Here is a 19,299-nt window from a genome sequence, read left to right as displayed (position 1 = left end):
AGCGCATCAGCCTGCCAGTAGACGCGCCGCGGCGGGTGCGCGGGGTTGCCGGGATTTGTCTCACCTCGGTCATACGCTGGTTTCATGAGCGAGCAGACGGGACGGCCGGCGCGGCGTCCGGCGCTGTCTCCGTCGCGCGCCAGTGATTTCAAGCAATGTCCGCTGCTGTACCGCTTCCGGGCGATCGACCGGTTGCCGGAGCCCTCGTCCTCCGCACAGGTGCGCGGGTCGGTGGTGCATGCCGCGCTCGAACAGCTGTATGCCCTTCCCGCCGCCGAGCGCGGCCCCGAGGCAGCGGTGTCGCTGGTGACGCCAGCATGGGAGCGCGTCCTCGCCGAGCAGCCGTCGGTGCTCGCCGACATCGATCCGGCGCTGCAGACCGAACTCCTCGAGCAGGCGCGGGCGCTGCTGTCGGGGTACTACCGATTGGAAGACCCCACCCGCTTCGATCCGCAGAGCTGCGAGCAACGCGTCGAGGTCGAACTGGTGGACGGCACCCTGCTGCGCGGCTTCGTCGACCGCATCGACGTCGCGCCGACGGGCGAGTTGCGGGTGGTCGACTACAAGACGGGTAAGGCGCCGCCGGAGGCTCGGGCTCTCGCCGAATTCAAGGCCATGTTCCAGATGAAGTTCTACGCGGTGGCCCTGTTTCGCTCGCGGGGCGTGATGCCGGCCCGGTTGCGGCTGCTGTACCTCGCCGACAGCCAGGTGCTGGACTACACGCCCGACCTCGATGAGCTGCTGCGCTTCGAAAAGACGTTGATGGCGATCTGGCGGGCGATCCAATCTGCGGGCGTGACAGGTGATTTCCGGCCGCGTCCGTCACGGTTGTGCGACTGGTGCGCGCACCGCGCCCACTGCCCGGCCTTCGGTGGCACTCCCCCGCCGTATCCGGGCTGGCCCGAAGCCCTCGACGAGGGTGACCCGGACGCGGTGCTGCAGGCCGCGGAGCCCGCTGCGTGATCGAATGCCTGTTCCGTCGGCTGCCCGCTGACGGTGAGTACGCGGTCTTCACCTCGACCGACGGCACCCGCAGCAACTGGGATCCCGAGATTCAGCACGGATCCCCGCCGCTGGCGTTGTTGACCAGGGCGATCGAGGACCTCAGCGGCCGCACCGCCGGTGCCGGACTTCGGATCGGCCGGCTGACGCTGGACATCCTGGGTGCCATACCCGTGACGACCGTGCGGGTCCGGGCGTGGGTGGACCGGCCTGGCAGCCGGATCTCGATGATGGTGGCCGAGATGAGCGTCGACCGACCCGACGGCAGCCGGCGGGCTGTCGCCCGCGTGACCGCGTGGCTGCTCGCGCCGAGTGACACCCGAGACGCCGCCACCGACCGGTACCCCCCGCTCGTCGAAGGCGACGCGTCCGGGGTGGCGCACGCCTGGGACGGTGCGCCGGGCTACCTGGAGACGGTGAGTTGGCGCAGGCAGGCGACGGCCGAGGGTGCCGCCGCCGAGGCCTGGCTGAGTCCGTTGGTGCCGTTGGTGGATTCGGAGCCGACGACGCCGCTGCAACGTCTGGCCATGGTTGTCGACTCGGCCAACGGGATCGGTGCGGCGCTGGACCCGCAACGGTTCGTCTTCATGAACACCGACACCGTCGTACATCTCCATCGACTACCCGTGAGGGCCGATTTCGGGCTGCGTTCTCGCGGGTCGATCGGGCCGGACGGCATCGGCGTGACGAACGCGGAGATCTTCGACCGTGAGGGCTTCATCGGCACATGTGCGCAGACCTTGCTGGTGCAGCGCCGCTCGTGATCGTCGTGGCGCGCAGGCAGTTCGAGCTCGCCTGGTCGCTGGCAGAGCTTCATCTGTCGGCGCTCGTCGAGGGCGATTTCCTGTGGGAGCCGGCCGACCTGTGCTGGACGGTCCGTCCGGACGACGCCGGGATGTGGAGACCGGACTTCGCGGAGGTGGAGCCCGACCCGGTGCCGGTGCCGACGATCGCGTGGCTGACCTGGCATATCGACTACTGGTGGTCCGCGGCGATCAGCGCCATGGCCGGCGGCACTCCTGCGGACTGGTCCGATGTCCTGTGGCCCGGAGACGGCGCGGGATCGGTGTCGCGGCTCAGAGTGCTTGCCGCGCAGTGGCGGAATGTGTTGTCGGCCGTGTCCGATCAGGACCTCGCGGCTCCCGCGGTGTTTCCCTGGGCCGCCGACGTCGAACGCACTGCGGCCGACACCGTGCTGTGGGTGACCGTGGAGCTGACCAAGAACGTCGCCGAGATCGGTCAACTCCGGATGCTCCGTGCGGCCCGCCGCACGTCACTGTAAATTCTCTTGCATCTATATAGATGAGTTGCAATACTCACTGCTGTGGATGTTTTCGAAGCAGTGGCCGAGCCGAATAGGCGGATCCTTTTGGATGTCTTGGCCGAGGGCGAGCGGACCGCCGGAGAGTTGGTGGCGGCGCTGCCCGACGTGACCCAGCCGACCGTGTCGCGCCACCTGAGGGTGTTGCGGGAGGTCGGTCTCGTCGAGGTACGCCCGCAGGCGCAGCGCCGCATCTACGCGCTGCGCGCCGACGGCCTGGTGGCCATCGACGACTGGATCGAGCGCTACCGGCGCTACTGGACCGGTCACCTCGACGCCCTGGAACGCCACCTGGAGCGCAGGCACGGTGAGTCGGATGGGTGAGCGCGACGGGCGGGTGACGATCGACGGCGATCGCGCGGTGCTGAACTTCGAACGCCGACTGCCGTTTCCCATCGACGCGGTCTGGGCCGCCATCACCGATCCGGCCGAACGCCGGCACTGGTTCGGAGCGACCACCATCGATGCGCGCGAGGGCGGGCTCATCGACATGGTCGCTGACGGGCCGCCCCTTCCGCCGGAACGCAAACGGATGACGGGCCGCATCCTGGTGTGGGATCCCCCGCATGTGTTCGAGCACGAGTGGAAGCAGCCGATCGTCGAGGACGGCGTGGTGCGTTACGAACTGCAACCCGACGGTCCCGACGGATCGGCCACGCTGCTGCGCTTCAGCCATCGCGGACTCGGGGTTCGCAGCGCCGGCGGCTTCCTCGGCGGCACCCATGCCTTCCTCGACCGTCTCGAATCCCATCTCGCCGCACAACCGTTGCCGGACTGGCTCACCCGTCGCCTTGAAGTCATCGCCGAAGGAGGAACACCATGACCGCTGCCATCGCAGTCGCCTACCACTCGGGGTTCGGCCACACCGCGGTCCTCGCCGGTGCCGTCGCGGCGGGCGCCCGTGACGGCGGCGCGAAGGTCGACACGATCGCCGTCGACCAGATCACGGACAGGGACTGGCAGCTTCTCGACACCGCCGACGCCATCGTGTTCGGCAGCGCGACCTACATGGGCAACGTCTCGGCCGGGTTCCAGGCGTTCGCCGAGAAGACCGGCAGGCGCTGCATCGAGGGCACCTGGGGCGACAAGGTCGCGGCGGGCTTCACCAACTCGGGCGGCAAGAGCGGCGACAAACTGCAGACGCTGGTGTCACTCGCGGTGTTCGCCGCCCAGCATCACATGCACTGGGTCAACCTGGGCCTGGTCGCCGGGTGGAACCACTCGTCGGCCAGCGAGCACGACCTCAACCGTCTCGGCTTTTTCCTCGGCGCAGGTGCGGCCACCGATGTCGACGCCAACCCCGAGCAGGTCCATGCCGCCGACGTGGCGACCTGCCGTCATCTCGGGCAGCGGGTCGCCCAGGTCACCGGCGAACTCATCGCCGGACGGGCGGCTACTGCAGCGGCTTGAGGTCCTGGAGCATCGTGGGCACCAACTCGCTGACGGTCGGGTGGATGTGCATGGTGCGCGAGATCGCGGTGTAGGGCAGCTTGGCGGTCATCACGTCGAGGATGTCCTGCACGACCTCGTCACCGCCCACCCCGAGAATCGACGCCCCCAGGATCTGCTCGGTCTCGGCGTCGACGACCACCTTCATGAAGCCCTGGGTCTCGCCCTTTTCGACCGCCCGGCCCACCCTGGTCATCGGGCGCTTGCCCACCAACGCTTTTCGGCCCGACCGGCGGACCTCGTCAGCGGTCATCCCGGCACGGCCGAGGGGCGGGTCGATGTAGAGCGCGTAGGTGGTGATGCGGTCGCTCACCTTGCGGGGATCGTCGTCGAGCAGGTTGGCCGCGACGATCTCGAAGTCGTTGTACGACGTGTGGGTGAATGCCCCGCGTCCGTTGCAGTCACCCATCGCCCAGATGTTCTCGGCGCTGGTGCGCAGTTGGTCGTCGACCACGATGTAGCCACGGCGGTCGGTCTCGACCCCGGCCGCGTCGAGCCCGAGGTCGTCGGTGTTGGGCTGCCGTCCCACCGCGACGAGCAGGTGACTGCCTGTGATCGGCGCCGCTCCGGCGCGGGGTGTGACGGTGAACCCTCCCGAGTCACCGTCCTGTTTGGCCAGGCTGATCGCGTCGGCGCCGAGCACGACGTCGATGCCCTCGTTTTCGAGGATGTCCTTGATCGCCGCCGAGACATCCTCGTCTTCGCGGGCGGTCAGACGCGGCCCGCGCTCGACGACGGTCACCGCGGCGCCGAAACGCCGGTACATCTGGGCGAACTCCAGCGCGATGTAGCTGCCGCCGATGACCACGAGATGCTCGGGCACGGTGTCGAGTTCGAGGATGCCGACATTGGTGAGGTAGTCGATGTCGGCCAGACCCGGCATGTCCGGCGCCACCGCCCGGCCGCCGACGTTGAGGAAGATCCGGTCGGCCTGCAGGAGGTCATCGCCGACACGCACGGTCTGCGGGCTCTCGAACCGCGCGTGGCCACGAATCAGCGTGCAGCCCTTCATACCGTCGAGCCAGGACTCGACGCCTTCGCGGTCACCGATGCTGATGCGGTCCTTGCGCGCCTTGACCTTCGCCATGTCGACGGTGACCGGCCCGGTGCCGATCCCGTACTCGGCGCCGCGCCGCGCCAGGTGCGCCGCGTGAGCGCTGGCCACCAGCGTCTTGGTGGGGATGCAGCCGTAGTTCACGCACGTCCCGCCGACGAGCTTTCGTTCGATGACCGCAACGGTCTGCCCGGCGCCGGTCAGCCGCCCGGCCAGCGGCGGGCCGGCCTGGCCCGCGCCGATGATGATCGCATCGAATTTCTGGACCATCCCGCCGTCCTACACGAAGCTGACGAGGAACGCGACGAGGAATCCGCCGCCGACGGCGAGAACGTCCTCGCCGAATGCCCCGGGGCGGTCGTTACCGCCCTTGGCGGCCGCGACCCGACTGCGCAGTGCGGCCCCACCGAGGGTGCCCAGGACCGCTCCGATGACCCCTGCTCCGATGGCGCTGAAGGTGTGGAAGAACGCGCTGCCGATCACCGCACCGGCGAACGCTCCGGTGGTCAGGCGGGCAACGAACTGCGGCGGCACCTTGCGACTGGGCGTCTGCGGTAGCTGATCGGTGACCAGTTCACCGAGCAGCAGGATCGTGAGCACGGTGACGGTGATGGGGTGTGCCATCCACTCCGACCACTTGTCGCCGACGTCGATCCAGCCGAGCATCGCCCCCCAGGCCACCACGGCCGGAGCGGTCATGGCGCGCAGACCGGCGATCACACCGATCGACAGGGCCAGAAGCAGAACGAGAACCTGGGTCATCGGGCCTCCGGGCGGTGGACGGACCCCCGGACGCTAACACGCGCGACCGTGTCACGCGTCAAGATCAGAAGCGGCAGAACCTGATGTCGGAGGCCAGGATCGCCTTGGCGCCGATCGCCGCGATCTGGTCCATGATGGCGTTCACGTCGCGCCGCGGAACCAGGGCGCGCACCGCCACCCAGTCCGGGTCGGCCAGCGGCGCGATGGTCGGGGACTCCAGCCCGGGAGTGACCTCGGTGGCCCTGTCGAGCACCGCGCGCGGGCAGTCGTAATCCAGCATCAGGTACTGCTGGCCGAACACGACTCCCTGGACCCGGGCCGCCAACTGGTCGCGCGCAGCGGCCTTCTCGCCGGCGGCTTCCTCACCGGCCTCCCCCGCCGAGCCGTCGCGTTCGATCAGCACCGCTTCGGAATCACACAGCGACTCACCGAAGGCCGTGAGGTTGTGCAGTCCCAGCGTGCGACCGGAACCGACGACGTCGGCGATCGCATCGGCGACACCGAGTTGTACCGAGATCTCCACGGCGCCGTCGAGTCGGATCACCGTCGCGTCGATTCCCCTGGCTGCCAAGTCCTTTCCCACCAGGTTCGGGAAGGCGGTGGCGATCCGCTTGCCTTGGAGGTCTTCCACCCGCCACGACCGCCCGGCCGGCGCCGCGTACCGGAACGTCGACGACCCGAATCCCAACGCCAGCCGCTCTCGTACCGGCGCAACGGATTCCTGGGCCAGATCCCGACCGGTGATGCCGAGGTCGAGTTGCCCCGAGCCGACGTAGATCGCGATGTCCTTGGGACGCAGGAAGAAGAACTCCACCTGGTTGGCGGGATCGACGACGGTCAGATCCTTGGTGTCGGTGCGCCGGCGGTATCCGGCCTCGGACAGGATCTCGGCGGCCGATTCACTGAGTGTGCCTTTGTTGGGCACCGCGACTCTCAGCATGCGATCACAGCTTCCGGTACACGTCGTCGAGGGACAGCCCGCGCGACACCATCAAGACCTGCGTCCAGTACAGCAGCTGGCTGACCTCGTCGGCGAGGGCGTCGTCGCTCTCGTGTTCGGCGGCCAGCCACACCTCGCCGGCCTCTTCGAGGATCTTCTTGCCGATGGCGTGCACGCCCGCGTCGAGTGCCGCGACGGTGCCGCTGCCTGTCGGCCGGGTGCGCGCCCGCTCGCTCAATTCGGCGAACAGCGCATCGAAGGTCTTCACGGGTCGCGATTGTGTCACGTCGGGCCAGAAAGCCGCGATCGGCTTTAGTACGAGCGCGACTTTCGACCACCTGATATCGACACCAGCAAGGTCACAGGTGCGTGGACCACAGCAGACGGCCTGGTCTACGACCCGCGCAGTCCCCCGCAGCCCTAGCCGGCCGCGGTCTTGTCCTCGCGGAGGATCTCGCCGTGCATGTCCTCGAGCGACCTGCCCTTGGTCTCCATCACCCACCGCCAGACGAACAGGCCCGACAGGATCGCGCACATTCCGTAGAACCCGTAGGCCAGGCCGAGGTGCTCGCGCAGACCGGGGAACGTGATGGTGATCAGCCAGTTGGCCGCCCACTGTCCGGCGGCGGCGAGGCCGAGGGCGGCGGCGCGGATCCGGTTGGGGAACATCTCACCGAGAAGCACCCACACCACCGGACCCCAGGACATGCCGAACGCGACGACGAACAGGTTGGCGGCGACCAACGCGATCACCCCGGACGCGCCGGGCAGGCTCGGGTTGCCCTCCGCGTCGAGCGTCGCGTTGGCGAAGATGACGGCCATCGTGATGAGTGTCACGGCCATGCCCGACGAGCCGATCAGCAGCAGCGGCTTGCGCCCGATCTTGTCGATCAAAGCGATCGCGATCAGGGTGGTGAGCACGTTGATCACCGACGTGATGACGGTGTAGACGGCCGATTCGTCGGCGCTGAATCCAACGGCCTGCCAGAGCACGTTGGAGTAGTAGAAGATGACGTTGATGCCGACGAACTGCTGGAAGATCGACAGTCCGAGGCCCACCCACACGATGCCGTACAGACCGCCCGTGGGTTTGCGCAGATCGCGCCACGACGGCTTGTCCTCGCGCTCCAGCGTCTCCCGGATGCGGGTGATGGTGATTTCCAGGTTCTTCTTCCCGAGCAGCATGGTCAGCACCCGGCGGGCTTCCGGAATCTTGTGACTGGCAACGAGATAGCGCGGAGATTCCGGGATCGTAAACGCCAGCGCCCCGTACAGCACCGCGGGGAATGCCATCGCGAGGAACATCCAGCGCCAGGCATCGATGCCGAACCACAGCGGCTCGTTGGGTCCGCCCGCCGCCCATTGAAGCAGCCAGTTGACGACGAAGGACAGGAAGATGCCGGACACGATGGCCAGCTGCTGCAGCGACCCGAGCCTGCCGCGAATACCCGGCGGCGAGGTCTCGGCGATGTAGGCGGGCGCGATCACCGAAGCCACACCGACGCCGATGCCGCCGACGATCCGGAAGAGCACGACCGCCCACACCTCGGGGGCGAACCCGGTCCCGAACGCACTGACCAGGAACAGCACGGCGGCGATCTTCATCACCGCGATACGGCCGATCTTGTCGGCGATGCGGCCCGCGGTCATGGCGCCCGCCGCGGCGCCCAGCAGCGCGGAGGCGACCGCGAAACCGAGTTCGGCGTTACCGATGCCGAAGTCCTCCTGGATCGAGTCCACCGCACCGTTGATCACCGCGCTGTCGTAACCGAACAGCAGACCGCCGAGGGCAGCGACCGAGGCGATCCGGATCGCGGTCTTGCCGGACGAGAAATCCTGGTCCTCGTCGAAAATCTCCGGGCCTTCCCCGACGGGACCACCTTGACCGGCCATCTGACGACCTTTCCGCACCGTTGCGTGATTCAGATCACATTCAATCACTCGAGACTTGCGGTCGGGAGAGTTCCCGAAACTGCACAGATTACGCGCGGTGTCAGGCGCTACGTTTGCGCGACTCCCGGTCCAACTCGAGGTGGATCCTGCGGAGATCGGAGACCTCGAGTTCGGCCAGCGAGCCGACGTGGCGGCGGCGGCGACCGCCGGGAACCGGGACGTCGTTGGGAACCACGAGCACCGCACACCCCGCCGTCTCCGCGGCAGCTGTGCCGGTCACCGAGTCCTCCACTGCGAGACAATCAGCAGGTGCCAGTCCGAGCAGCTCCGCCGCACGCAGATACGGGTCCGGAGCGGGTTTGCCGCTCGGCACCTCGTCACCACAGACGGTGACCGAAAAGTAGTGCCGACCAATGCTGTTGAGTGCCCGCTCGGCGAGTCCTCGTTGAGTATTGGTCACCAGCGCCATCGGAGTACGTTCCGCCGCAAGCGCTTCGAGCATCTCGCGGGCACCGTCACACCACGGCAGACCTCCGTCGAACAGGCCCGCGGTGTGGTCGTGCAGCCATCGGATCGATTCGGCCATCGCCTCCGGGTCCGGTTCGAGACCCAGCTCCGCGTATACGGTCACCATCGTCTCTTCGGCCGAGGCCCCGACCAGCAGCGCCCTGGTCTCGCGGCTCATCGAACCGCCGAACGAGTCATAGAGGGCGGAAAGTGACACGTCCCACAACTTCTCGGAGTCGACGAGCGTGCCGTCCATGTCCCACAGCACCGCTTGCACACGGCCATTGTGGCATGCGAAACGCCCGACATGCGAAGCGCCGGATTCTGGCCGATCCTTGGACCATGGTGGTGTCGCGGAGTCGATGAGATGACCGGTGATCGCCTCACTGCCCTGTCCAACCACGACATGGACGACCACAATGGTGTGGTGATGGCCGGATCCCTCGATGTCGAAGAGTTCAACCGGTTGTCCGAACAAGAGCGGATGCGGCTGCTGTCGGGGGTGTGCGCATCGCCGGTCTGGGCCCGTCGGGTACTGGAAGGAGGTCCGTTCCCGGACGCGGACGCGCTGTTCGACCGCGCCGACCAAGTGCTCGCGGATCTGCCGGACACCGGGCTCGCCGCCGCGCTCGACGGTCACCCGCGCATCGGTGCCGACCCCGACAACCCCGCCTCGGAGCGGGAGCAGACGCTGGTGGCCGGCGCCGGCGACGCGGTGAAGGCCGAACTCGCCGCAGAAGGCGGCCGCTACGAGGACAAGTTCGGTTACGTGTACCTGGTCTGTGCCAGCGGGCGCACAGCAGAGGAACTGCTGGCCATCCTCACCGGCCGGCTCGACAACGACCCCGAGACCGAACGCCGAGTGGTGCGCTCGGAGCTGGCCAAGATCAATCGGCTCCGGTTGCAGCGCCTGATGTCGAAGGAGAACCCATGAGGGACGAGCACGCATGAGCACCCAGCGAGAAGCGGAGGCGGATCGCGCATGAGCACCCAGCGAGAAGCGGAGGCGGATCGCGCATGAGCACCGAGCGAGAAGCGGAGGCGGATCGCGCATGAGCACCCAGCGAGAAGCGGAGGCGGATCGCGCATGAGCACCGTCAGCATCCATGTGCTCGACGCGGTGACCGGCACGCCGGCCGCCGGCGTCGCGGTCACACTCACCGACGCCTCCGGAGTTGCAGTCGCCGCCGCGCAGACCGATCCCGACGGCCGGGTGGGCTCGCTGGCCGCCGACCTGACCCCGGGCATCTACCGGGTGCGTTTCGACACCGGAAATTATTTCGCCACAAGGGAAGTCACCGCGTTCTACCCCGAAGTGGTGATCGCCTTCGAGATCAGCGACGGCGACGGGCATTATCACGTTCCGTTGCTGTTGTCGCCATTCGCCTATTCGACGTACCGGGGAAGCTGAGGGGCCCGATGTGAAAGCGGTCATCATCGGCGCAGGCATGGGGGGCATGAGCGCGGCGATCGCGCTGCGGCAGAACGGCATCGACACCGAGGTCTACGAGAGGATCACCGAGAACAAGCCCGTCGGGGCGGCGATCTCGGTGTGGTCCAACGGCGTCAAATGCCTCAACTACCTGGGCCTGAAAGACCAGACCGCGCGGCTCGGCGGGATCGTCGACTCGATGAGCTACATCGATGGCCACACCGGCGAAACGATGTGCCGATTCTCGATGCGGCCCCTGATCGACCAGGTCGGCCAACGCCCCTACCCCATCGCCCGCGCGGAACTCCAGACGATGCTGATGCACGCGTACGGCCCCGACCAGATCAACTTCGGCTGCAAGATGGTGAGCGTGCACGACGGCCCCGACGCGGCGACGGCCCGATTCGCCGACGGGACCACGGTGTCGGCGGACGTCATCATCGGGGCTGACGGCGCCGGTTCGATCACCCGCGATTACGTGCTCGGGGCGCCGGTGTCCCGTCGCTACGCCGGGTACGTCAACTTCAACGGCCTCGTCGAGACCGACGACGCGATCGGCCCGGCCACCGAGTGGACCACCTACGTCGCTGACGGCAAGCGGGTGTCGGTGATGCCGGTGGCCGGCGGCCGGTTCTACTTCTTCTTCGATGTCGTGGAACCTCCGGGTGTGCCATATGAAAAGGGCAGCGCACGAGATGTCCTGCGCGCGCACTTCGCGGGCTGGGCTGCGGGGGTGCAGGCGCTGATCGACAAGCTGGACCCGGCGACCACCAACAGGGTCGAGATTTTCGACGTGGACCCGTTCCACACCTGGGTCAAAGGCAGGGTCGCGGTGCTGGGCGACGCCGCCCACAACACCACCCCCGACATCGGGCAGGGGGGCTGCTCGGCGATGGAGGACGCGGTCGCCCTGCAGTGGGCGTTCCGAGACCACCCCGATGACGTACCCGCGGCACTGACCGCCTATCAGGAGGCACGGGCCCCGCGCGCGGCCGACTTGGTGCTTCGGGCACGTAAGCGCTGCGACCTGACGCACGCCAAGGACCCCGAGAAGACCGCCCAATGGTATGACGAGCTCCGAAACGAGGACGGCACCAACATTATTCGCGGCATCGTCGGCAACATCATGGGCGGGCCCGTGACCCCGGTGCACTGACCCCATGGACCTGAACACCGTCGAGACGACGCGCATCCCCCGCAGCCGCGAGGAGCTGTGGCCGCTCGGTCCCGGCGATTCGATCCTCGCGGGCGGCACATGGCTGTTCTCCGAGCCCCAGCCACAGGTCCGCCGACTGGTCGACATCACCGGGCTGGGATGGCAGCCGATCACCGTCACCGATACCGGGATCGACCTCGCCGCGACCTGCACGGTGGCCGAGGTGTCCGCGCTGTCGTCGCGGTTGACCGTCGAGCGGCCCGAGTGGAGCGCCGCGCCGCTGTTGCACCAGTGCTGCACCGCCCTGCTGGCGTCGTTCAAGATCTGGGCCACGGCGACCGTCGGAGGAAACATCTGCCTGTCGTTGCCTGCCGGAGCGATGATCTCGCTCACCTCGGCGCTCGGCGGCGAGGTGACGATCTGGCGCGCCGACGGCACCGACCATCGACTGCCGGTCGCCGAGTTCGTCACGGGTTCGGGCACCAACACCCTTGGCCCCGCAGATGTGCTTCGGTCGGTGCGGCTGCCCGCCGCGGCGCTCCGCGCGACCACGGCCTACCGCAAGCTCGCTCCGTCACCGCTGGGCCGCTCGGGTATCGTGGTCATCGGCCGACGCGACACCGGCGCCGACGGCGGGCGCTTCGTGCTTTCGGTGACCGCGGCCACCGTCCGGCCGTACGTGTTCACCTTCCCCACCGTCCCGTCGGCGGCCGAGGTGCGGGAGGCGCACGCCACCATCGGCGAGGACGACTGGACCGACGACGCCCACGGTGACCCCGACTGGCGTCGCGCCGTGACCCTGGTCCTCGCCGAGCAGATCCGCAGGGAACTCGCGTGAGTTTTCGCGTGAACGGCACTGAGAAACAAGGCGTTCCGCGTCCCGGGCAGTGCCTGCGCACCTACCTGCGCGACCACGGCCACTTCGAGGTGAAGAAGGGCTGCGACTCCGGTGACTGCGGCGCATGCTCGGTGCTCGTCGACGGGCAGGCGGTGCACTCGTGTGTGTTCCCGGCGTTTCGCGCCGACGGCCGCGACGTCACCACCGTCGCCGGGCTCGGAACCCCGACCGACCTGCATCCGCTCCAACGCCGCTTCGTCGACGCCGGAGGTTTCCAGTGTGGGTTCTGCACCGCGGGGATGATCACGACGGCCTCGACGCTGTCCGAGGAACAGCTCGCCGACCCGGCGCAGGCGCTGAAGGGAAACCTTTGTCGGTGCACCGGATACCGCGCCATCACCGACGCGCTGGACGGCCGGATCAACGTCGAGAAGTCCGGCGGCGTCGGGCGTTCCGTCGGCGCGCCTGCCGCGATGGGCGTGGTGACGGGGCGCGAGCAGTACACGATGGACTTCGCGATGCCCGGCCTGCTGCATCTTGCGGTGCTCACGAGCCCGGTGGCGCACGCGCGGATCGTCGCGATCGACACCACCGCGGCCGAGGTGATCGACGGTGTGCACCTCGTGCTGACGCACCGCGACAGCCCCGGCGTCGCGTTCTCCACGGCGCGCCACCACAACCGCCACGACGACCCCGACGACACCGTGGTGCTGGACCACACCGTGCGATTCCTCGGACAGCGGGTGGCCGCCGTCGTGGCCGACACCGTGGCGATCGCCGAAACAGCCTGCCGCGCAATCGTGGTGACCTATGAGGAGCTGCCGTCGGTGTTCGACCCGGAGGTCGCCCGGTCGCCGGGCGCGCCGCTGCTGCATCCCGGAAAAGGCGCCGACACCCGGATCGCGGACGCCTCCCGCAATCTCGTCGCGGAGGTCCACGGCGGCGTCGGCGACGTCGCCGCCGGGATCGCCGCAGCGACGGCCGCAGGCGGCGCGGTGGTGCAGGGGCGGTACACCACGCAACGCGTTCAGCATGCGCACCTGGAGACCCACGGCTGCACGGGATGGCGCGACGAGGACGGCCGGCTGGTGCTGCGCACCAGTTCGCAGGTCCCGTTCCTGATCCGCGACGAGTTGTGTCACGTGTTCGGCCTCGATCGCGACGAGGTCCGCGTGTTCAGCCGCAGGATCGGTGGCGGCTTCGGCGCCAAGCAGGAGATGCTCACCGAGGACATCGTGACGCTGGCGGTGCTGCGGCTCGGCCGTCCGGTGCGCTACGAGTTCACCCGCGCCGACCAGTTCACGCTCGCGCCGTGCCGGCACCCCTACCGCATCGACGTCACCGCCGCCGCGACACCGGACGGGGCACTGACCGCGCTCGCCGTGGACGTTCTGGTCGACGCGGGCGCCTACGGCAACCACAGCACCGGCGTGATGTTCCACGGCTGCGCCGAATCGATCTCGGTGTACCGGTGCGAGAACAAACGCGTCGATGCCCAGGCCGTGTACACCAACAACCTGCCGTCCGGCGCGTTCCGCGGCTACGGGTTGAGCCAGATGACCTTCGCCGTCGAGTCCGCGCTCGACGAGCTGGCCCACCGGCTCGACGTCGACCCGTTCGGGTTGCGGCGACGCAGCGTCGTCGTCCCCGGTGACGTGTTCGTCGACTCCCACGTCGCCGACGACGATCTCGCGTTCGGCAGCTACGGGCTCGACCAGTGCCTCGACCTGACACAGCAGGCGCTCGCCGACGGTAACGGCGTGACCGGACCGGCCGGGTGGCCCGTCGGCGAGGGCATGGCCATCGCGATGATCGCGACGATCCCGCCGCGCGGGCACGTCGCCGAGGCGTCCGTCGCCGTCACCCCCGACGGCGACTACGTGTTGTCGGTCGGCACCGCCGAATTCGGCAACGGCACCACCACGGTGCACGCGCAGCTGGTCGCCACCGAGTTGAGCACCACCCCCGACAGGGTCCTGATCAATCAATCGGACACTCAGACAACAGGTTACGACACCGGAGCCTTCGGGTCGGCCGGCACGGTGGTGGCCGGGCAGGCGGTGATGGCGGCCTGCCGCAACCTGCGGACCGTCATGGTGAAAGCCGCCGCCGAGGTCACCGGGACCGCCGCGCGCGCGTGCACGCTGACTCCCCACGGCGTGCAGTGCGGGGCCCGGCTGGTCGAGTTCAGCGATCTGCCCGGGTCACTGGCCGGGCGCGGCCGCCACGACGGGACACCGCGCTCGGTGGCGTTCAACGTGCAGGGATTCCGGGTCGCGGTGAACCCCGAGACCGGCGAGGTCCGCATCCTGCAGTCGGTGCAGGCCGCCGACGCCGGCGTGGTGATCAACCCCCAGCAGTGCCGCGGTCAGGTGGAAGGCGGTGTGGCCCAGGCGATCGGGGGCGCGCTCTACGAGCAGATGCTGATCGGGCCCGACGGAGCGGTGCTCACCCAGGCGCTGCGCGACTACCACATCCCGCAACTGGCCGACGTGCCCGTCACCGAGGTGCTCTTCGCCGACACCTACGACCAGATCGGGCCGATGGGTGCGAAGTCGATGAGCGAATCACCGTACAACCCGGTGGCGCCTGCGCTGGCGAACGCGATCGCGCGCGCCTGTGGCGCCCGGGTGCGGGACCTGCCGATGACCCCCGCGCGGGTCTGGCGCACGCTGTCGGGCTGACGATTTCGGTGTAGTTGGTCACGCTGACGTCGGCCAACGACACCGAAATCGCAAGGGGGGCTCAGTCCTCCGGGTTGTAGCCGAGGTTGGGGGCGAGCCAGCGCTCAGCTTCCTTCAAGGTCCAGCCCTTGCGCTTTGCGTAGTCGGCAACCTGGTCCTGGGCGATCCGGCCAACCACGAAGTACTGCGACTGCGGGTGCGAGAAGTACAGACCGCTGACGGCGGCACCGGGCCACATCGCCATCGACTCGGTCAGCTCGATGCCGGTCCGCTCCTGGACGTCCATCAACCTCCACAGCGTCGCCTTCTCGGTGTGCTCCGGGCAAGCCGGGTAGCCAGGGGCAGGGCGGATTCCGCGGTACTTCTCACCGATGAGCGCCTCGTTGTCCAGCTGCTCGTCGGGCTGGTATCCCCAGAACTCCTTGCGGACCCGTTGGTGCAGCCGTTCGGCGAACGCCTCTGCCAGCCGGTCGGCGAGCGACTCCAGCAGGATCGCGTTGTAGTCGTCGTTGGCCGCCTTGAACTCGACGATCCGGTCCTGGCTGCCGAGCCCCGCGGTGACGGCGAAGGTACCGACGTAGTCCCGGTGACCCGTTTCTTTGGGGGCGACGAAGTCGCCGAGACTCCGGTTCGGGATGCCGTCGCGGTGTTCACCCTGCTGGCGCAGGTTGTGCAGCGTGGTCAGCACCTCGGTGCGGGTCTCGTCGGTGTAGACCTCGAGGTCGTCCCCGACCGCGTTCGCCGGGAAGAAGCCGATCACGCCGTTGGCGGTCAGCCACTTCTCCTTGATCAGGGTGTCGAGCATCTCCTGGGCGTCGTCGTACAGCTTGCGCGCGGTCTCGCCCGACGCCGGGTTGTTGAGGATGTCGGGGAAGCGCCCCTTCAACTCCCAGGCGTTGAAGAACGGCTGCCAGTCGATGTACTCGCGCAACTCGGCGAGGTCGTAATCGAGGAACTCCCGCACGCCGAGGCCCTGGGCGGGTACCGGCGGTGTGTAGCCGTCCCACTCGATCGGTGTCCGGTTCGCGCGGGCCTTCTCCAGAGTCAGCATCGGCCGCTCGTTCTTCTGGGCGTGCCGTTCGCGCAGGGATGCGTAGTCCTTCTCGGTGGCCTCCAGCAGGGCAGGCCGCTGCTTGTCGTCGAGCAGCGCGGCCGCGACCGGCACCGAGCGGGACGCGTCCTTGACCCAGACCACCGGACCGCTACGTCGCGGCGCCACCTTCACCGCGGTGTGAGCGCGCGAAGTGGTCGCGCCGCCGATCAGCAGCGGAATCTCCAGTCCTTGACGTTCCATCTCGACGGCGAAGTTGACCATCTCGTCCAGCGACGGGGTGATCAGCCCCGACAGCCCGACGATGTCGGCGTTGTGTTCCTTCACCGCGTCCAGGATCTTGCTCGCGGGCACCATCACGCCGAGGTCGATCACCTCGAAGTTGTTGCACTGCAGGACAACTCCGACGATGTTCTTGCCGATGTCGTGGACGTCGCCCTTCACGGTCGCCATCACGATGGTGCCGTTGGTGTCCTTCTCCGCAGTGGTGCCGGACGCCACCTTCTCCGCCTCGATGAACGGCAACAGGTACGCCACCGCTTTCTTCATCACCCGGGCCGACTTCACGACCTGGGGCAGGAACATCTTGCCGGAACCGAAGAGGTCGCCGACGACGTTCATGCCGTCCATCAGCGGGCCCTCGATCACCTCGATCGGACGGCCTCCGGCAGCCTCGATCTCGGCCCGCAGCTCCTCGGTGTCGTCGTCGACGTCGGCGTCGATGCCCTTGACCAGGGCGTGCGTGATCCGCTGGCGGATGGGGAGGCTGCGCCATTCGGCCGCCGCCTTGTCGTCGATCTTCTCGGATTTGTTGAACCGCTCGGCGATCTCCAGCAGCCTCTCGGCCGCATCCTCGCGCCGGTTCAGGACGACGTCCTCGATCCGGTCCCTCAGCTCGGTGTCGATCGAGTCGTAGGGCACCAGCGCACCGGCATTGACGATGCCCATGTCCAGGCCGGCCTTGATGGCGTGGAACAGGAACACGGCGTGGATCGCCTCGCGGACGGGGTTGTTGCCCCGGAACGAGAACGACACGTTCGAGATGCCGCCGGAGATGTGCACGCCGGGAAGGTTCTCCTTGATCCAGGCGCAGGCCTCGATGAAGTCGATCCCGTAGGTCGCGTGCTCCTCGATACCGGTAGCCAGCGCGAAGCAGTTCGGGTCGAAGATGATGTCCTCGGCCGGGAAGCCGACCTCTTCGGTCAGGATCCGGTACGCGCGCCCGCAGATCTGCTTGCGGCGCTCCAGGTTGTCGGCCTGCCCCTGCTCGTCGAAGGCCATCACGACGACGGCGGCGCCGTACTTGCGGCACAGCCGCGCCTCGCGGATGAACTTCTCCTCGCCCTCCTTCATGGAGATCGAGTTGACGATCGGCTTGCCCTGGACGTTCTTCAGGCCCGCCTCGATGACCTCGAACTTGGAGGAATCGATCATCACCGGCACGCGACTGATGTCCGGCTCGGCCGCGACCAGCTTGGTGAAGCGGTCCATCGCGGCGACGCCGTCGATCATGCCCTCGTCCATGTTGATGTCGATGACCTGCGCACCGACCTCGACCTGCTGTAGGGCGACCGACAGGGCGGTGTCGTAGTCCTCGGCCTTGATCAGGTTGCGGAACCGGGCGGAGCCGGTGATGTTGGTGCGCTCACCGATGTTGACGAACAGGGAGTCGTCGGTGATGTTGAGCGGCTCCAGGCCGGCAAGCCGGGTGGCCACCGGGATCTGCGGCACCTCGCGCGGCGGCTTGCCCTCGACGACCTTGGCGATCTCGGCGATGTGGGGCGGCGCCGTTCCGCAGCAACCGCCGACCAGGTTGACCAGTCCGGCCTCGGCGAACTCGGCGATGTAGCCGGCCTGACGCTCCGGGGACTCGTCGTACTCGCCGAAGGCGTTGGGCAGTCCGGCGTTCGGGTAGCAGGAGACGTAGGTGTCGGCGATCCTCGCCATCTCGGCGATGTAGGGCCTCATCTCCGGCGCGCCCAGGGCGCAGTTGAGGCCGACCGCGATCGGCTTGGCGTGCCTGATGGAGTTCCAGAATGCCTCGGTCACCTGGCCGGACAACGTCCGCCCGGACGCGTCGGTGATGGTGCCCGAGATGATCACCGGCCAACGGCGTCCGCGGTCCTCGAACAGCGTCTCGAGGGCGAACACCGCCGCCTTGGCGTTCAGCGAGTCGAAGATCGTCTCGACGATGATGAGGTCGGCACCACCGTCGACCAGGCCGTTGGCGGCTTCGAGGTAGGCGGCGACCAGCTGGTCGTAGGAGACGTTGCGGGCTCCGGGGTCGTTGACTTCCGGCGAGATCGACGCGGTTCGCGTCGTCGGCCCCAGCGCCCCGGCGACGTAGCGGGGCTTGTCCGGGGTGCTGAACTCGTCGGCGGCCGCGCGCGCGAGGGCAGCGCCGGCGTAGTTCAGTTCGTAGCTCAGCTCGGCCATGTCGTAGTCGCTGAGCGAGACCGCATTCGCGTTGAACGTGTTGGTCTCCAGGATGTCGGCGCCCGCCTCGAGGTACTCGCGGTGGATCCCCTCGATGATCTGCGGCTGCGTCAGGTTGAGCAGGTCGTTGTTGCCCTGGAGATCGCTCGGCCAGTCCTTGAACCGCTCGCCGCGGTATCCGGCCTCGTCCGGCCGGTCCCGCTGGATCGCCGTGCCCATCGCGCCGTCGATCACCATGATCCGCTGGTCGAGAGCAGCCTTCAGTTCGTCGCTGCAGTCGGGACGGATGTTCGGCTCCAAGGTGTTCGGCTCTGGGATGTTCGTCTTAGAGGCGCTCACGTAGGTTCCTTCCGTAACGGAAGGCGTCCTTGACTCTGCCGAGCGTGGCGGATACCGAGTGGGGACCCAGGCCCCCCAAGTAACCGTTGCAACGCCTCTCGACCAGAAAAGTCTACGTCGTCACCCGATCGACGTCCGGACGCCCATCTCTTCGCCGCGATCGACCCCGACCCGCTCGGCGATCGCGGTGCCCTCGAACGACAGCTCGCGGGTTTCGTCGGCAATGTGATCGTCAGCAAGGTTAACCAGATTGCAGCCGAACGTATTTCGTCTCGACGGCGCCGGCGGCGACACCGGCCGCGTGCCGCCGGGTGCCCATTGCTCCGTCGCCGACCGGGACCCGTGTCGACATCACGTCGAGCAGGTCGGTGCCATACTCACGGTCGTTTGCGCAAGTCACACAGCCAGGGTAGTAGGCCACACAAACGCGGGCGC

At 68.0% G+C, this 19,299-nt stretch carries 19 protein-coding genes; 11 read left to right on the top strand and 8 right to left on the bottom strand.

Annotated features, from left to right (window positions below):
* Nucleotides 1-84 precede the first annotated feature (84 nt).
* From H7I57_RS06570 to H7I57_RS06545, 6 genes are read left to right on the top strand one after another with little or no spacing between them, the layout of a single operon-like run.
* Nucleotides 85-963 carry a RecB family exonuclease gene (locus H7I57_RS06570; protein WP_264022564.1) on the top strand — a complete coding sequence of 293 codons (879 nt, stop codon included), beginning with the start codon at nucleotides 85-87 and terminating at the stop codon, nucleotides 961-963.
* A complete protein-coding gene (locus H7I57_RS06565; RefSeq protein WP_264022563.1) occupies nucleotides 960-1,766 on the top strand; it encodes a thioesterase family protein in 807 nt (268 codons plus the stop codon). Before H7I57_RS06570 ends, H7I57_RS06565 begins: the two co-directional genes overlap by 4 nt.
* Nucleotides 1,763-2,284 carry a DinB family protein gene (locus H7I57_RS06560; protein ID WP_264022562.1) on the top strand — a complete coding sequence of 174 codons (522 nt, stop codon included), beginning with the start codon at nucleotides 1,763-1,765 and terminating at the stop codon, nucleotides 2,282-2,284. The genes H7I57_RS06565 and H7I57_RS06560 overlap by 4 nt, the downstream gene beginning before the upstream one ends.
* A gap of 42 nt (nucleotides 2,285-2,326) precedes the next feature.
* Entirely contained in the window at nucleotides 2,327-2,647 is a 321-nt protein-coding gene (locus tag H7I57_RS06555; RefSeq protein WP_264022561.1) for an ArsR/SmtB family transcription factor, read from the top strand.
* Nucleotides 2,640-3,146, top strand: a complete 507-nt coding sequence (locus tag H7I57_RS06550) for an SRPBCC family protein (protein ID WP_264022560.1) — start codon at nucleotides 2,640-2,642, stop codon at nucleotides 3,144-3,146. The genes H7I57_RS06555 and H7I57_RS06550 overlap by 8 nt, the downstream gene beginning before the upstream one ends.
* Nucleotides 3,143-3,733 (top strand): flavodoxin family protein, encoded by a 591-nt coding sequence (locus tag H7I57_RS06545; RefSeq protein WP_264022559.1) that lies wholly within the window; start codon nucleotides 3,143-3,145, stop codon nucleotides 3,731-3,733. The genes H7I57_RS06550 and H7I57_RS06545 overlap by 4 nt, the downstream gene beginning before the upstream one ends.
* Here the strand turns inward: H7I57_RS06545 and H7I57_RS06540 are convergent.
* The 6 genes from H7I57_RS06540 to H7I57_RS06515 all read right to left on the bottom strand — a co-directional run bounded on the left by H7I57_RS06540 (nucleotide 3,717) and on the right by H7I57_RS06515 (nucleotide 9,205).
* Nucleotides 3,717-5,096, bottom strand: a complete 1,380-nt coding sequence (locus H7I57_RS06540; RefSeq protein ID WP_264022558.1) for an FAD-containing oxidoreductase — start codon at nucleotides 5,094-5,096, stop codon at nucleotides 3,717-3,719. The two genes, H7I57_RS06545 and H7I57_RS06540, sit on opposite strands and share 17 nt — an antisense overlap.
* Before the next feature lie 9 nt (nucleotides 5,097-5,105).
* Nucleotides 5,106-5,588, bottom strand: coding sequence for a DUF4126 family protein (locus H7I57_RS06535; RefSeq protein WP_264022557.1), 483 nt, complete (start codon nucleotides 5,586-5,588; stop codon nucleotides 5,106-5,108).
* Between the two features lie 64 nt (nucleotides 5,589-5,652).
* Entirely contained in the window at nucleotides 5,653-6,528 is an 876-nt protein-coding gene (gene hisG / locus H7I57_RS06530; protein WP_264022556.1) for an ATP phosphoribosyltransferase, read from the bottom strand.
* Between the two features lie 4 nt (nucleotides 6,529-6,532).
* Nucleotides 6,533-6,814: a phosphoribosyl-ATP diphosphatase gene (locus H7I57_RS06525; RefSeq protein ID WP_264022555.1), complete on the bottom strand. Its 282-nt coding sequence runs from the start codon at nucleotides 6,812-6,814 to the stop codon at nucleotides 6,533-6,535.
* Nucleotides 6,815-6,948: 134 nt separating this feature from the next.
* Complete coding sequence (locus tag H7I57_RS06520; protein WP_264022554.1) at nucleotides 6,949-8,421, bottom strand: sugar porter family MFS transporter; 1,473 nt, start codon at nucleotides 8,419-8,421, stop codon at nucleotides 6,949-6,951.
* 100 nt (nucleotides 8,422-8,521) lie between these two features.
* Nucleotides 8,522-9,205 carry an HAD family hydrolase gene (locus H7I57_RS06515; RefSeq protein ID WP_264022553.1) on the bottom strand — a complete coding sequence of 228 codons (684 nt, stop codon included), beginning with the start codon at nucleotides 9,203-9,205 and terminating at the stop codon, nucleotides 8,522-8,524.
* Between the two features lie 153 nt (nucleotides 9,206-9,358).
* On the opposite strand from H7I57_RS06515, the gene uraD reads away from it, so the two are divergent.
* From uraD to H7I57_RS06490, 5 genes are all read left to right on the top strand, one after another.
* Complete coding sequence (uraD, locus tag H7I57_RS06510; RefSeq protein WP_264022611.1) at nucleotides 9,359-9,862, top strand: 2-oxo-4-hydroxy-4-carboxy-5-ureidoimidazoline decarboxylase; 504 nt, start codon at nucleotides 9,359-9,361, stop codon at nucleotides 9,860-9,862.
* A gap of 153 nt (nucleotides 9,863-10,015) precedes the next feature.
* Nucleotides 10,016-10,339 (top strand): hydroxyisourate hydrolase, encoded by a 324-nt coding sequence (gene uraH / locus H7I57_RS06505; protein WP_264022552.1) that lies wholly within the window; start codon nucleotides 10,016-10,018, stop codon nucleotides 10,337-10,339.
* 10 nt (nucleotides 10,340-10,349) lie between these two features.
* Nucleotides 10,350-11,516: an FAD-dependent urate hydroxylase HpxO gene (gene hpxO, locus H7I57_RS06500; RefSeq protein ID WP_264022550.1), complete on the top strand. Its 1,167-nt coding sequence runs from the start codon at nucleotides 10,350-10,352 to the stop codon at nucleotides 11,514-11,516.
* Nucleotides 11,517-11,520: 4 nt separating this feature from the next.
* The gene (locus H7I57_RS06495) at nucleotides 11,521-12,354 is read left to right on the top strand and encodes an FAD binding domain-containing protein (protein ID WP_264022549.1); all 834 of its coding nucleotides are present in this window, start codon (nucleotides 11,521-11,523) and stop codon (nucleotides 12,352-12,354) included.
* Nucleotides 12,351-15,038 carry a molybdopterin-dependent oxidoreductase gene (locus H7I57_RS06490; protein WP_264022547.1) on the top strand — a complete coding sequence of 896 codons (2,688 nt, stop codon included), beginning with the start codon at nucleotides 12,351-12,353 and terminating at the stop codon, nucleotides 15,036-15,038. Before H7I57_RS06495 ends, H7I57_RS06490 begins: the two co-directional genes overlap by 4 nt.
* Nucleotides 15,039-15,099: 61 nt before the next feature.
* Here H7I57_RS06490 and metH read toward each other — a convergent pair whose 3' ends face one another.
* Both metH and H7I57_RS06480 read right to left on the bottom strand, forming a co-directional pair.
* Nucleotides 15,100-18,762 (bottom strand): methionine synthase, encoded by a 3,663-nt coding sequence (metH, locus tag H7I57_RS06485; protein ID WP_264022610.1) that lies wholly within the window; start codon nucleotides 18,760-18,762, stop codon nucleotides 15,100-15,102.
* A gap of 222 nt (nucleotides 18,763-18,984) precedes the next feature.
* Nucleotides 18,985-19,158: a hypothetical protein gene (locus H7I57_RS06480; protein WP_264022546.1), complete on the bottom strand. Its 174-nt coding sequence runs from the start codon at nucleotides 19,156-19,158 to the stop codon at nucleotides 18,985-18,987.
* Nucleotides 19,159-19,299: the final 141 nt, after the last annotated feature.

The sequence above is a fragment of the Mycolicibacterium pyrenivorans genome, from assembly GCF_025821625.1.
In the GTDB taxonomy this organism is placed as follows: Bacteria; Actinomycetota; Actinomycetes; order Mycobacteriales; family Mycobacteriaceae; genus Mycobacterium; species Mycobacterium pyrenivorans.
This window is presented reverse-complemented; position numbering and strand designations above follow the sequence as displayed.

Excerpts from the sequence above, each read along its gene's own strand:
- H7I57_RS06570 (WP_264022564.1), top strand. The coding sequence starts at position 85 with ATGAGCGAGCAGACGGGACGGCCGGCGCGGCGTCCGGCGCTGTCTCCG.
- H7I57_RS06550 (WP_264022560.1), top strand. The coding sequence starts at position 2,640 with ATGGGTGAGCGCGACGGGCGGGTGACGATCGACGGCGATCGCGCGGTG.
- H7I57_RS06545 (WP_264022559.1), top strand. The coding sequence starts at position 3,143 with ATGACCGCTGCCATCGCAGTCGCCTACCACTCGGGGTTCGGCCACACC.
- H7I57_RS06540 (WP_264022558.1), bottom strand. The coding sequence starts at position 5,096 with ATGGTCCAGAAATTCGATGCGATCATCATCGGCGCGGGCCAGGCCGGC.
- H7I57_RS06535 (WP_264022557.1), bottom strand. The coding sequence starts at position 5,588 with ATGACCCAGGTTCTCGTTCTGCTTCTGGCCCTGTCGATCGGTGTGATC.
- hisG (WP_264022556.1), bottom strand. The coding sequence starts at position 6,528 with ATGCTGAGAGTCGCGGTGCCCAACAAAGGCACACTCAGTGAATCGGCC.
- H7I57_RS06520 (WP_264022554.1), bottom strand. The coding sequence starts at position 8,421 with ATGGCCGGTCAAGGTGGTCCCGTCGGGGAAGGCCCGGAGATTTTCGAC.
- uraD (WP_264022611.1), top strand. The coding sequence starts at position 9,359 with ATGGCCGGATCCCTCGATGTCGAAGAGTTCAACCGGTTGTCCGAACAA.
- uraH (WP_264022552.1), top strand. The coding sequence starts at position 10,016 with ATGAGCACCGTCAGCATCCATGTGCTCGACGCGGTGACCGGCACGCCG.
- H7I57_RS06495 (WP_264022549.1), top strand. The coding sequence starts at position 11,521 with ATGGACCTGAACACCGTCGAGACGACGCGCATCCCCCGCAGCCGCGAG.
- metH (WP_264022610.1), bottom strand. The coding sequence starts at position 18,762 with ATGGTGATCGACGGCGCGATGGGCACGGCGATCCAGCGGGACCGGCCG.